General features: G+C 70.5%; 14 protein-coding genes and 1 pseudogene. 10 read left to right on the top strand and 5 right to left on the bottom strand.

Features of this window, described 5'->3' with window-relative positions; all coding sequences use genetic code 11:
* Nucleotides 1-36: 36 nt before the first annotated feature.
* Both H7I41_RS13710 and H7I41_RS13715 read left to right on the top strand, forming a co-directional pair.
* Nucleotides 37-402, top strand: a complete 366-nt coding sequence (locus H7I41_RS13710; protein WP_264013135.1) for a hypothetical protein — start codon at nucleotides 37-39, stop codon at nucleotides 400-402.
* An 18-nt stretch (nucleotides 403-420) separates the two neighbouring features.
* Nucleotides 421-912 carry a pyridoxamine 5'-phosphate oxidase family protein gene (locus H7I41_RS13715; protein ID WP_264013136.1) on the top strand — a complete coding sequence of 164 codons (492 nt, stop codon included), beginning with the start codon at nucleotides 421-423 and terminating at the stop codon, nucleotides 910-912.
* On the opposite strand, the gene H7I41_RS13720 is transcribed toward H7I41_RS13715, so the two are convergent.
* Entirely contained in the window at nucleotides 909-1,649 is a 741-nt protein-coding gene (locus H7I41_RS13720; protein WP_264013137.1) for an SDR family oxidoreductase, read from the bottom strand. The two genes, H7I41_RS13715 and H7I41_RS13720, sit on opposite strands and share 4 nt — an antisense overlap.
* Nucleotides 1,650-1,739: 90 nt before the next feature.
* On the opposite strand from H7I41_RS13720, the gene H7I41_RS13725 reads away from it, so the two are divergent.
* Entirely contained in the window at nucleotides 1,740-2,291 is a 552-nt protein-coding gene (locus H7I41_RS13725) for a TetR/AcrR family transcriptional regulator (protein WP_264013138.1), read from the top strand.
* A 3-nt stretch (nucleotides 2,292-2,294) separates the two neighbouring features.
* Here the strand turns inward: H7I41_RS13725 and H7I41_RS13730 are convergent, their stop codons facing one another.
* The 4 genes from H7I41_RS13730 to H7I41_RS13745 all read right to left on the bottom strand — a co-directional run bounded on the left by H7I41_RS13730 (nucleotide 2,295) and on the right by H7I41_RS13745 (nucleotide 5,643).
* Nucleotides 2,295-3,236 carry an SDR family oxidoreductase gene (locus tag H7I41_RS13730; RefSeq protein WP_264013139.1) on the bottom strand — a complete coding sequence of 314 codons (942 nt, stop codon included), beginning with the start codon at nucleotides 3,234-3,236 and terminating at the stop codon, nucleotides 2,295-2,297.
* A 76-nt stretch (nucleotides 3,237-3,312) separates the two neighbouring features.
* Nucleotides 3,313-4,200 carry a helix-turn-helix transcriptional regulator gene (locus H7I41_RS13735; protein ID WP_264013140.1) on the bottom strand — a complete coding sequence of 296 codons (888 nt, stop codon included), beginning with the start codon at nucleotides 4,198-4,200 and terminating at the stop codon, nucleotides 3,313-3,315.
* A 61-nt stretch (nucleotides 4,201-4,261) separates the two neighbouring features.
* Nucleotides 4,262-5,233 (bottom strand): squalene cyclase, encoded by a 972-nt coding sequence (locus H7I41_RS13740; RefSeq protein WP_264013141.1) that lies wholly within the window; start codon nucleotides 5,231-5,233, stop codon nucleotides 4,262-4,264.
* Complete coding sequence (locus H7I41_RS13745; protein WP_264013142.1) at nucleotides 5,230-5,643, bottom strand: hypothetical protein; 414 nt, start codon at nucleotides 5,641-5,643, stop codon at nucleotides 5,230-5,232. The genes H7I41_RS13740 and H7I41_RS13745 overlap by 4 nt, the downstream gene beginning before the upstream one ends.
* Before the next feature lie 82 nt (nucleotides 5,644-5,725).
* Between H7I41_RS13745 and hemL the strand changes: the two genes are divergently transcribed.
* The 7 genes and pseudogenes from hemL to H7I41_RS13780 form a co-directional block, all read left to right on the top strand.
* Nucleotides 5,726-7,039 carry a glutamate-1-semialdehyde 2,1-aminomutase gene (gene hemL / locus H7I41_RS13750; protein WP_264013143.1) on the top strand — a complete coding sequence of 438 codons (1,314 nt, stop codon included), beginning with the start codon at nucleotides 5,726-5,728 and terminating at the stop codon, nucleotides 7,037-7,039.
* Nucleotides 7,036-7,674, top strand: a complete 639-nt coding sequence (locus H7I41_RS13755) for a histidine phosphatase family protein (protein ID WP_264013144.1) — start codon at nucleotides 7,036-7,038, stop codon at nucleotides 7,672-7,674. The genes hemL and H7I41_RS13755 overlap by 4 nt, the downstream gene beginning before the upstream one ends.
* Nucleotides 7,671-8,282, top strand: a complete 612-nt coding sequence (locus tag H7I41_RS13760) for a TlpA disulfide reductase family protein (RefSeq protein ID WP_264013145.1) — start codon at nucleotides 7,671-7,673, stop codon at nucleotides 8,280-8,282. The genes H7I41_RS13755 and H7I41_RS13760 overlap by 4 nt, the downstream gene beginning before the upstream one ends.
* Nucleotides 8,279-9,064: a cytochrome c biogenesis CcdA family protein gene (locus tag H7I41_RS13765; protein WP_264013146.1), complete on the top strand. Its 786-nt coding sequence runs from the start codon at nucleotides 8,279-8,281 to the stop codon at nucleotides 9,062-9,064. Before H7I41_RS13760 ends, H7I41_RS13765 begins: the two co-directional genes overlap by 4 nt.
* Entirely contained in the window at nucleotides 9,061-10,656 is a 1,596-nt protein-coding gene (resB, locus tag H7I41_RS13770) for a cytochrome c biogenesis protein ResB (RefSeq protein WP_264013147.1), read from the top strand. The genes H7I41_RS13765 and resB overlap by 4 nt, the downstream gene beginning before the upstream one ends.
* Nucleotides 10,653-11,654, top strand: coding sequence for a c-type cytochrome biogenesis protein CcsB (gene ccsB / locus H7I41_RS13775; RefSeq protein WP_264013148.1), 1,002 nt, complete (start codon nucleotides 10,653-10,655; stop codon nucleotides 11,652-11,654). The genes resB and ccsB overlap by 4 nt, the downstream gene beginning before the upstream one ends.
* Nucleotides 11,655-11,878: pseudogene (locus H7I41_RS13780) on the top strand (hypothetical protein); the annotation flags it as partial.

Below are 11,878 nucleotides of genomic sequence, written 5' to 3' on the forward strand. Positions count from 1 at the left end.
TGTTTCCTGGCTCACACTTTCGGGCAGTCTGCAGCCATGGCTACCGAACAACAGGAACAGCAGGATCAGAGCGACAACGCCGACGGCGACCAGCAGGAACAGCAGGATCAGAGCAACAGCGCCGACGGCGACCAGCAAAACGTCGAGAAGAACGACGCCGGCCAGTTGACCGAGAAACCCGAGGTCACCGACGAGCACAAGGAAAAGGCCAAGGAGATGCGCAAGGCCTACGAAGAGGATCTGGAGACCACCACGCTGCCCGGCAGCGACGGCACGGTCTCCGGGACCGCGGTCTCCGACTGGGTCGACGAGAAGGACAAGGGAAACATCGAGACCTCCGCCGAGGAGGGCAAGGTCGAGTACCGGAAGTCCGACGAGTTCAAGAAGCTCCAGGAGGGCTGACGTCCTAGAGTGGGCGCCGTGACGGCCCTGGACCGCATCGCCCCCGAGTTCGTCGAGATGGCCCACGCGATCGTGTGGGCGTCGGTGGCCACGGTCGGTCCCGACGGCCGGCCCCGCACTCGCATCCTGCATCCGATCTGGGAATGGGACGGCACGGATCTGGTCGGGTGGATCGCGACGTCACCCACTCCGCTGAAGGAATCGCACCTCGCGGCGCATCCCGATGTCTCGGTGAGCTACTGGACAACCACGCATGACACCTGCAGCGCCGAATGCGCCGCCGAGTGGGTCTTCGATGACGAGCGCCGCACCAGGGTCTGGCAGCTGTTCGAGAACGGACCCGAACCGGTCGGTTACGACCCGGCGATCATCGAACCGTGGCGCGACGGGCCCACATCCGCGGCGTTCGCGGCGTGGCGGCTGACGCCGTACCGGCTGCGCGTGATGCCCGGCACCGTGATGACGCAGGGCGAGCGGCACCGGCTGCTCACCTGGTCCGCGGGCGGCTAGTCCTGGGCCGTCGGCCTGATGGTGAGGTCACCGATCTCGACGTCGTGTGGCTGCTCCACGGCGAACGCGATCGCCCGCGCGACGGCGTCGGGGGGCATCCCGAAGTCCTCCATGGCACCGCGGACACGGCTGCGCAGAGCGACGTCATCGATCGAGCTGTCCAATTCGGTGTTCACGTAGCCCGGAGAGATCGACGTGGTCCGCACGACGCCGTCCGTGGACTCCGTACGCAGCCCTTCCATCACCGTGCGTACCGCGTTCTTCGTCGCCGCATAGACCGCCATCGTCGGCACGATCTTCAGGCCGGCGGTCGAGACCGTCGTGACCAAGTGCCCGCGGCCCTGCCTGCGGAAGATCGGCAGGACCGCCGCCACGCTGTTGAGCACCCCCCGCAGATTGACGTCGATCATCGCCGACCAGCCGTCGACGTCGAGGTCGCTCATCGGCCCGATCTTGCTGATGCCGGCGTTGCTGACGAGCACGTCGACCGCGCCGAAGTCGCGAACCCCCGTCTCGGCGAGTTCCCGCACATCGCCGGGGCGCGTCACGTCGGTCGCCCGGGACACCGCCGTCCCGCCTGCGGACCGGATGTCGCCGACGAGCCGGTCCAACCGCTCGGTGCGCCTGGATCCCAGCACCACGGAGGCGCCGCGTTCCGCAAGGAGCCGGGCGGTCGCCTCCCCGATGCCGCTGCTGGCGCCGGTGATGACGACGACTTTCCCTGCAATGCCCGACACAACGGCCTCCTCGACTAAAGTGGACACGTATCCGGTTACGGAATCCACCGTAGCGGACACATGTCCGCTTAGCCAGTCTGGGGGAGTGTGGTGACGCGACCGCGTCGTCGGGCCGACGCCGAACTGAACCGCGCCCGCATCGTCGCGGCCGCCCGATCGCTTGTGCAGCAGCCCGACGAGCTGAGGCTCAACGAGGTGGCGAAGGCCGCCGGAGTCGGCCAGGGCACGCTCTACCGGCACTTCGCGAGCCGGGAGGAGCTGCTCGTCGAGGTGTACCGCGACGACGTACACGAACTCGTCGAGGCGGCGTCGGTGCTGCTCGCCCACCACGATCCGCTGAGCGCACTGGCCGCCTGGTTCCGGCGGGTGACGGAGTACGCCCGGATCAAGCGCGGGGTGTTCGCGGCGGTGACGATGTCGGTGCGAACCGATCTCGCCGACCACAGCATCGGCAGCATCGGTGAGGCGATCACCTCGCTGCTCGACGCCGGTAAGGCCGAGGGCGTGATCCGCGGCGATGCCGACGCGCGAGATGTGATCCTGCTGATCGGCGCGCTCACCCGGCTCGACGACGACGAGTGGGGCACCCGCGCGGACCGCCTGCTGAGGATCGTCCTCGACGGCCTGCGCGCGAACGAGTAGACGTCATCGCACGGCGAACTCGAGGCCCACGAGCCGTTCGGACATGTCCCAGAGCCGGGCGGCGTCGGCGGGATCGCCCGCCGGTTCGTAGATCGCCTGTTCGGCGGGTGCTCCCGTCAGATGCCGGAACCCACTCGGTCCGTAGAACCTGCCGCCCTCGGCGTCGGGATGGGTGGCCGCGTACAACGCAGGCAGCAGGCCCTGGTCCACCGTCTGGGTGAGGACGCCCATCCGGGCGAACAACCGGACGAACCGCACCGCGAGGGTGTCGCCGTCGCGTCCCATGTGTGGTTGCGCGGCAAGCAGATTGGTCGCCGTCACGCCCGGATGCGAGACGTTGCTGGTGATGCCCCAGCCGCCGCGCTCGCTGCGGCGGTTGAGCTCGAGGCCGAACATCACGTTCGCGATCTTGGACTGACTGTAGGCCTTGCCCGCAGAGTACGATTCCTCGAAATTCGGGTCGTCCCAGTTGATCGCGTTCGACGCGGCCGCGACGCTCGACTGCGTCGTCACCCGCGCGCGGCCGGCCCGCAGCAGCGGCAGCAGCCGCGCGGTGAGCGCGAAGTGTCCGAGATGGTTCGTGCCCCACTGCAGTTCGAATCCGTCGACGGTGGTGAGGCGCGTCGGCGGGTTCATCACCCCGGCGTTGTTGACCAGGAGGTGGATCGGCCTGCCCTCGGCGAGCAGTTCGCCTGCGAGGTCGGCCACCGACTGCAGCGACGACAGGTCGAGACGCCGCAGGCCAACCCGCGCACTGGGCACCGCCGTGGTGATCCGGTCCACGGCGGCCTGCCCTTTCGCGGCGTTGCGTACCGGCAGGACGACCTCCGCGCCGGCGGCGGCCAGCCTTTCGGCCAGCCCGAGACCGATACCGTCGCTCCCGCCGGTGACGACGGCCGTCCGGCCGGTCAGGTCCGGCACCTCCACCACTGCTCTGCCCGACATGCTGTGCTCCCTCGTGCTCGATCGATTGCTGTGCTGTCGACGCTGCCAGCTTCGGGGGAGTGCATTCAGGGGCCGGTTATCCGGTGATCGGTGATCCCCCGTTGAGCAGTGCGGGTTCGCGACGATCGCCGCGGGAGTAGGCGTCCGGATCGGCGCCCAGTGCGGCGAGCTTGGCGTGGCTGGCCGACCCCGGGTCGGCGGTGAACACCAGCAGCGTGTGCAATTGTGCTGCGTCGTACAGGATCTGGCATTGCACATCCAGCACGCCCAGCTTCGGGTGCGCGATCCGCTTGGTCTGTTCCCTGGTGGTCGAGACGTCGTGGCGCTTCCACAGCTCGGTGAACGCCGCGCTGCGGTCCAGCAGCGCCTCGACGATCTGTGCCGCCCGCGAGCCGGCGCCGTCGCGGGCGTAGGCCACCCTGGCGTCGGCGACGAACCGGCGTCCGATCATCGCGTGGTCCTCGGACGGGTACACCTGCCGGGCACGCTCGTCGGTGAACCACCGGTAGACCACGCTGCGGGCCATGCCCTCGAATGCGGTCTCGTCGCCGAGCAGTGCCCGCGCGGCAGGTGTCTGCACCAATGTCTCGCCGAGCGCCGACATCACCTGCGCCGGGGTGTCCTGCAGCCGGTCCAGGATGCGCATCGTGGCCGCGCTGACGTGCTCGCCGCCCAGGGTGCGCGCCGGCGCGTTGTGCCCCGCCAACCGGAACAGGTGGTCCCGCTCGTCCAGCGACAACCGCAGCGCCCGGGCCAGCGATGCGAGCACGTCCGTCGACGGTTGCGGTGCGCGCCGCTGCTCCATCCGGGTGTAGTAGTCCGTCGAGATCATCGCCAGCGCGGCGACCTCCTCGCGGCGTAATCCGGTGGTCCGCCGCCTGCGCCCGGCGGCAAGGCCCACCTCCTGCGGACTCAGCGCCGCGCGTCGGGTGCGCAGGAAATCGGCCAACTGCCCCTGATCCATCGAACCAGTCTCCCCGGGACCCGGTTCGCGATCCAGGGATCGGCAGTCCCCGGCTCGCCGCTCAGGCGTCGGTGCGGTCGGCGGCCCACCACGTGAGGACCCGGGTCGCGAAGAGCGTCAACCACTTCGACGGCTCACCCGCCGCGACGTCGACTTCGAACCACACCCGGCCGGGCTGGCGACCGGCCTGCAGCCAGGTGCCGTCGGGCCGTTCGGCCGTCCGGATGCGGTCGATCGCGTCGGCCATCCGGGGATCGGGCCGCACACCGTCGTGCAGCGCCGCGCCGCGGAAGTAGTCGGCGGCGTTGAGCACGCTGTAGGCCCACCGGAACGGATAGCGGAACCGGTCCACCCACGGCCCCACCGGTTCGCCGGTGGACAGCCGCCGGAACAGGCCACGCCGCAGCAGGTACTCCTGCCCGGCGTGCCGCGCGGTCCGCGTCGCGGCCGAACCACCGGTCGCGATCTCGTCGGCGAGCAGACCCTTGAGCGCGTTGAGCGTCGAATGGAACGACGACCGCGTCGACCCCTCGACCCACTCGCAGTTCCAGCCGCCGTCGGGCAGCTGATGGTCGACGAACCATTCGGCGACGCCCCGCACGTCGACACCGAGCCACGCCCCGTTGGCGAGGGTCCAGCCGTTGATGCAGCAGTCCACCTCGCCGTCCCAGTACGGCAGGTCGTCGTACTCCCAGCGGCAGTTCGCCGCGAGCAGTTCGGCCGTCCGCCGCTCACGCAGCACCGTGGGGTCGAGGCCCCACTCCCGCAGCGAGTTGAGCGTCCAGGTGGTCGCCGTCCAGGGTTGCCCCTCGTCGTCGGCTCGAGCTTCCGAGAAGTCGGCGGGGAAGAACGCGCCACCGGCCCATTGGCCGTCACCGTCCTGCAGTGACAGCAGTCGCGCACCGAATCCCTCGGTGGCGATCCGCGCCCTGGTCGACTCCCACACCGGCGGCGGTTCCCCGAGCAGATCGCGTTCGACCTGCCAGCGCAACGCCGGATCCGAGTCGAGCAGCCATGCGGTCAGGTCCGTCATGGCCGGTCCAGGTGGACCAAGGCGCCGTCGGCGCGCTCGCAGGTCATCATGTGCTGGTCGGGCAGCCGGTCCTGCCAGTCGCCGGCCGCGGTGCAGTCCCAGTCCTCGATCTCTATGAAGTACCCGGCCGACCGGCCACCCGGCGCGGCGTCCCACTTCTCGATCACCCGGAGCGCCTCGGGGCAGTCGATGTTCGTGGTGCCCCGCACGACGTGGATGTCCCGGCCGGTCCTCGGGCGGGACAGCGGCGCGAGGCCGCAGTCCTGCTGGGCCGCGGTGACCGTCGGCGGGGGCGCAGGCGTCGGGTCGCCGTCGGTGACATCGGTGCCGCAGCCGGTGAGGGCGGCCGCCGCGGACAGCAGAACGGCCGCACACCATTGCGGATGTCCCATGCCGAAGATCAAACTCATTTCCACGGCCTACCTCAAGCTCCGGCCCTGACCACTACACCCTGTAGTTGACGCGCCGGGGGCGACTGGGACACTGGTGTGCATGCATGCTTCGGCCGGGACCGAGATATCGGCGAAACTGTTCGCCGAGGCGTCCGCCGTCATCCCCGGTGGGGTCAACTCGCCGGTCCGGGCGTTCAACGCGGTCGGTGGCACCCCGCGGTTCATCACCTCGGCGAACGGCTACTGGCTGACCGACGCCGACGGCAACCGCTACGTCGACCTGGTGTGTTCGTGGGGGCCGATGATCCTCGGCCACGCCCATCCCGCCGTGGTCGAGGCGGTGCAGCGGGTGGTGGCCGACGGCCTGTCGTTCGGCGCCCCGACGCCGTCGGAGACCCAGCTCGCCGCGGAGATCGTCGATCGCGTCGGCCCCGTCGAACGGCTGCGGATGGTCAACTCCGGCACCGAGGCCACCATGAGCGCGATCCGGTTGGCCCGCGGTTTCACCGGCCGCCCCAAGATCGTCAAGTTCTCCGGCTGCTATCACGGTCACAGCGACGCGCTGCTGGCCGACGCGGGTTCCGGGGTCGCCACGCTCGGCCTGCCGTCGTCACCGGGTGTCACCGGAGCGGCTGCCGCGGACACCATCGTGCTGCCGTACAACAACGTCGCCGCCGTCGAGGAGGTGTTCGCCCGGTTCGGTGAAGAGATCGCCTGCGTCATCACCGAGGCAAGCCCCGGCAACATGGGCGCGGTGCCGCCGCTTCCCGGGTACAACGCGGCGCTGTGCCGCCTCACCGCCGAGCACGGCGCGCTGCTGGTGATGGACGAGGTGATGACGGGCTTCCGGGTCAGCCGTTCCGGTTGGTACGGCATCGATCCCGTCGACGCCGACCTGTTCACCTTCGGCAAGGTGATGAGCGGCGGGCTGCCCGCCGCGGCGTTCGGCGGCCGCGCCGAGGTGATGGAGCGGCTGGCGCCACTGGGCCCCGTCTACCAGGCCGGCACGCTGTCGGGTAACCCGGTGGCGATGGCCGCCGGGCTGGCCACGCTGCGCGCCGCGGACGACGAGGTCTACGCCGCGCTCGACGCCAACGCCGACCGGCTGGCCGGCCTGCTCACCGGGGCGCTGACCGACGCCGGTGTCGCACACCGGGTTCAGCGTGGCGGGAACATGCTGTCGGTGTTCTTCACCGACGAGGAGGTCGGTGACTTCGCCGCCGCGCGCGCCGCCGAGACGTGGCGCTTTCCGCCGTTCTTCCACGCCCTGCTCGACGCGGGCGTCTACCCGCCGCCGAGCGCCTTCGAGGCGTGGTTCGTCTCCGCCGCCCTCGACGACGACGCCTTCGAGCGCATCGCCGCCGCCCTGCCCGGTGCCGCCCGCGCCGCCGCCGAAGCGACGCAGCCCGCATGACCGAGAAGACGATCGAGGCCGGCGAGGCCGAGCAAAAGACCATCGTGCACGTGATGCGGCACGGCGAGGTGCACAACCCCGAGGGCGTCCTCTACGGCCGACTGCCCGACTACCACCTCTCCGAGCGTGGCCGCGCGCAGGCACAGCGGGTGGCGGACTGGCTGGCCGAGCGCGACATCGTCTACGTGGTGGCCTCCCCGCTGGAGCGCGCCCAGGAGACCGCAGGGCCGATCGCCGCGGCGCACGGCCTGTCCATCGACACCGACGACGAGCTGATCGAATCGCTCAACGTCTTCCAGGGCGAGCGGGTCTCCCCGGGTGACGGCGCCCTGCGGGATCCCCGTAACTGGTGGCACCTGCGCAACCCTCGCGTGCCGTCGTGGGGGGAGCCGTACACCGACATCGCCGCCCGGATGACCGGTGCGCTGCACCGCGCGCGCGACAAGGGCAGGGGTCACGAGTCGGTGTGCGTCAGCCACCAGCTCCCCGTCGAGACGCTGCGGCGCGCCATCACCGGAAAACCGTTGCACCACTTCCCGACCCGCCGGTTGTGCAATCTCGCGTCCCTGACGTCCTTCTACTTCCACGGTGACGAGTACGTCGGCTGGGGTTACGCGGAGCTGGCCGGGCAGTGACGCGGCTGGTGGTCCTGCTGGTGAGCGCGGTGATCGCGCTCGCCGGCTGTTCCACCGGTGACGACGCCGTCGCCCAGGGCGGCACCTTCGAGTTCGTCGCGCCCGGCGGTAAGACCGACATCACCTACGACCCGCCGGACAGCCGCGGCCGCCCAGGGCCGCTGTCGGGTCCCGACCTGCTCGACCCGGACCGCACCGTCTCGCTCGACGACTTCGCAGGCGACGTGGTGGTGATCAACGTGTGGGGGCAGTGGTGCGGACCGTGCCGCACCGAGATCGGTCAGCTGCAGCAGGTCTACGACGCGACGCGCGAGCGGGGCGTGGCGTTCCTCGGCATCGACGTGCGCGACAACAACCGTCAGGCCGCGGTCGACTTCGTCACCGACCGCAGGATCACGTTCCCGTCGATCTACGACCCGCCGATGCGCACGATGATCGCCTTCGGCGGGCGGTATCCGACGACGGTGATCCCGTCGACCGTGGTGCTGGACCGTCAGCACCGGGTGGCCGCCGTGTTCCTGCGCGAACTGCTGGCCGAGGACCTGATGCCGGTGGTCGAACGACTGGCCGCCGAGAGTCCGGCCCCGGCGCCGGGGACCCAGCCGTGACCGGCTTCGCCGAACTCGCCGCCGCAGGACCGGTTCTGCTGGCGCTTGGCGCGTGCGTGCTGGCCGGCCTGGTGTCATTCGCGTCGCCGTGCGTGGTGCCGCTGGTGCCCGGCTACCTGTCCTACCTGGCGGCCGTCGTCGGGGTCGATGAGCAGCCCGCCGGTGAGGCGGGCGCGCAGGTAGCGGTGCGCACGGCACGGCTGCGGGTGGCGGGCGCGGCGGCGCTGTTCGTCGCGGGGTTCACCGTCGTGTTCCTGCTCGGCACGGTGGCCGTGCTGGGCATGACCACCACGCTGATCACCAATCAGCTTCTGCTGCAACGCCTCGGCGGGGTGGTGACGATCCTGATGGGCCTGGTGTTCATCGGCCTGGTGCCCGCATTGCAGCGCCAGGTGCGATTCACCCCGCGGCAGCTGTCGACCGTCGCCGGTGCGCCGCTGCTCGGCGCGGTGTTCGCCCTCGGCTGGACGCCGTGCCTGGGTCCGACGCTGACCGGAGTGATCACCGTCGCCTCGGCGACCGACGGCGCCAACGTGGCCCGCGGCGTGGTGCTCGTGCTGGCCTACTGCCTCGGTCTGGGAATCCCGTTCGTGCTGTTGGCCTTCGGCTCGGCGCGGGCGGTGTCCGGCCTGGGCTGGCTGCGCAGGCACACCCGCGCCATCCAGGTGTTCGGCGGCATCCTGCTGGTGATCGTCGGCGCCGCGCTGGTGACCGGCCTGTGGAACGACTTCGTCTCGTGGGTGCGCGACGCGTTCGTGAGTGACGTCAGGCTGCCGATATGAGGCGTCTGCTCGCGCTGATCCGCAACACCTGGCGGACGCTGACGTCGATGGGCACCGCGCTGGTGTTGCTGTTCCTGCTGGCGCTGGCAGCGATCCCGGGGGCGCTCCTGCCGCAGCGCAGCCTCAACGAGTCGAAGGTCGCCGAGTACATCGCCGCGCGCCCCACGCTCGGCCCGCTGCTGGACCGGCTGCAGGCGTTCGACGTGTTCTCGAGCTTCTGGTTCACCGCGATCTACGCCCTGCTCTTCATTTCCCTCGTCGGCTGCCTGACACCGCGGCTGTTCGAGCACATCCGCAGCCTGCGCGCGGTGCCGGTGCCCGCGCCGCGCAACCTGGGCCGGCTGCCCAAACACCACACCGGCGAGGCCGCGGGCGATCCGCAGGCGGTGGCCGCGGCCGTGTCGGAGCGGCTGCGCGGCTGGCGGCAGGTGACCCGCACCGAGGGCGACACGACCGAGATATCGGCGGAGAAGGGGTATCTGCGCGAGTTCGGCAACATCGTCTTCCACTTCTCGCTGCTCGGGCTGCTGGTGGCGATCGCCGCGGGCAAGCTGTTCGGCTACGAGGGCAACGTGATCGTGATCGCCGACGGCGGCCCCGGCTTCTGCTCTGCCTCACCCGCGGCGTTCGACTCGTTCCGGGCGGGCAACACCGTCGACGGCACCTCGCTGTATCCCATCTGTCTGCGGGTCAACGAGTTCGACGCGGAGTACCTGCCCACCGGCCAGGCCACCTCGTTCGCCGCGGACATCGAGTACCAGGCCGGGCAGGACCTCGCCGACGACGTCTGGCAGCCCTACCGGTTGCGGGTCAACCACCCGCTTCGCGTCGGCGGCGACCGGGTGTACCTGCAGGGCCACGGTTACGCGCCGACGTTCACCGTCACGTTCCCCGACGGCCAGAGCCGCACCCAGACCGTGCAGTGGCGGCCGGACGACCAGACCACCTTCCTGTCCTCGGGGGTGATGCGCTTCGACCCGCCCGCGGGCACGTACCCCAACCCCGACCGGCGCCGCGAGCAGCAGATCGCGATCCAGGGCCTGTTCGCCCCCACCCAGCAGCTCGACGGCACGCTGCTGTCGTCGAGCTTCCCCGCACTCAACGATCCCGGCGTGGCGATCGACGTCTACCGCGGCGACACCGGCCTGGACACCGGCAGGCCGCAGAACCTGTTCACCCTCGACGAGCGGCTCATCGGTCAGGGCCGGCTGAGCAGGGTGGCGCGGGTCAACCTGAGCGCCGGCGCCGAGACCCGCCTCGACGACGGCACCGTCGTCCGCTTCGACGGCGCGGTGCCCTTCGTCAACGTGCAGGTCTCGCACGACCCTGCGCAGGTGTGGGTGCTGGTGTTCGCGATGACGATGATGGCCGGGTTGCTGGTCTCGCTGGTCGTGCGTCGCAGGCGGATCTGGGTTCGGATCGAACCCGCTGCGCCGGGTACGGTGAGCGTCGAGCTGGGCGGGCTGGCCCGCACCGACAACTCCGGCTGGGGCGAGGAGTTCGAGCGGTTGGTGTCGCGGCTGCTGGCCGCCCACGCGAGTGACGAGGCGCGTGCCGATGCGGGCACGCGCTCAGGAGAGAAGGTCACATGAACGGGCAGATCGACATCGGGCTGGCGCGGTACTCCGATTGGGCGTTCACGTCCGCGGTGGTGGTGCTGGTGGTCGGGCTGTTGCTGCTCGCCGTCGAACTCGCCTACAGCCGCAGCCGCAAGGTCGAGCAGCGCGAACTTGTCGGAGCCGCCCCGGCGGCGACATCCAACCGGCGGGCCGCCGTCGGCGCCGACAGCGCCACGCCCGGCGTCGTCGCCGATGTGCCGAAGCGCCCGGCCGACGAACGCATCGGCGCGGCAGGCCTGTCGCTGACCTATGTCGGCATCGCGCTGCTGCTGGCGTGCATCGTGCTGCGCGGGCTGTCCACCTCACGGGTGCCGTGGGGCAACATGTACGAGTTCATCAACCTCACCTGCCTGTGCGGGCTGGTGGCCGCCGCGGTGGTGCTGCGCAAGCCGCAGTACCGCGCGCTGTGGGTGTTCGTGCTCGTGCCCGTGCTGATCCTGCTGACGGTCTCGGGTCGCTGGCTGTACTCGCACGCCGCGCCGGTGATGCCCGCCCTGCAGTCCTACTGGCTGCCCATCCACGTCTCGGTGGTCAGCCTGGGGTCCGGGGTGTTCCTGGTCGCCGGTGTGGCCAGCATCCTGTTCCTGGTCAAGATGTCGCGGCTGGGCACGCCCGGCACCGACGGGACGTGGGCGCGCATCGTCGACCGGCTGCCCGACGCGCAGACCCTCGACCGGATCGCCTACCGCACCACCATCTTCGCTTTCCCGGTGTTCGGCTTCGGAGTCATCTTCGGCGCGATCTGGGCCGAGGAGGCGTGGGGCAGGTACTGGGGCTGGGACCCCAAGGAGACCGTGTCGTTCATCGCCTGGGTGATCTACGCCGCGTACCTGCACGCCCGCTCGACCGCGGGCTGGCGCGACCGCAAGGCCGCCTGGATCAACGTCGCCGGCTTCGTGGCGATGGTGTTCAACCTGTTCTTCATCAACCTCGTCACCGTCGGACTGCACTCCTACGCCGGGGTGGGCTGAGTGGCTGACCAATCGTCCGGTTTCCGCGCACAGCGCCGGTTCAGCGATCCGGCGGCCGGAGGTGCGTACACCGAGGCGCCACCGCCGGAGTGGACGGCGCCGACGCCGCCGAACGGCCTGCCCGTCGCCGAGATCCAGGCGACCGCCACCGAGGCGCCCCAGGCCCCCGCTCCTGTCCCTGCGCCCACGGCTCCGCCGGCTGCACCGCTGCCCGTCGCCGCGCC

The sequence above is a fragment of the [Mycobacterium] manitobense genome (genome assembly GCF_025821665.1).
Taxonomy (GTDB): Bacteria; Actinomycetota; Actinomycetes; order Mycobacteriales; family Mycobacteriaceae; genus Mycobacterium; species Mycobacterium arseniciresistens.

Coding starts and splice junctions, on each gene's coding strand:
- resB (WP_264013147.1), top strand. CDS start 9,061: ATGAGGCGTCTGCTCGCGCTGATCCGCAACACCTGGCGGACGCTGACG.
- H7I41_RS13730 (WP_264013139.1), bottom strand. CDS start 3,236: ATGTCGGGCAGAGCAGTGGTGGAGGTGCCGGACCTGACCGGCCGGACG.
- H7I41_RS13735 (WP_264013140.1), bottom strand. CDS start 4,200: ATGGATCAGGGGCAGTTGGCCGATTTCCTGCGCACCCGACGCGCGGCG.
- hemL (WP_264013143.1), top strand. CDS start 5,726: ATGCATGCTTCGGCCGGGACCGAGATATCGGCGAAACTGTTCGCCGAG.
- ccsB (WP_264013148.1), top strand. CDS start 10,653: ATGAACGGGCAGATCGACATCGGGCTGGCGCGGTACTCCGATTGGGCG.
- H7I41_RS13755 (WP_264013144.1), top strand. CDS start 7,036: ATGACCGAGAAGACGATCGAGGCCGGCGAGGCCGAGCAAAAGACCATC.
- H7I41_RS13710 (WP_264013135.1), top strand. CDS start 37: ATGGCTACCGAACAACAGGAACAGCAGGATCAGAGCGACAACGCCGAC.
- H7I41_RS13745 (WP_264013142.1), bottom strand. CDS start 5,643: ATGAGTTTGATCTTCGGCATGGGACATCCGCAATGGTGTGCGGCCGTT.
- H7I41_RS13740 (WP_264013141.1), bottom strand. CDS start 5,233: ATGACGGACCTGACCGCATGGCTGCTCGACTCGGATCCGGCGTTGCGC.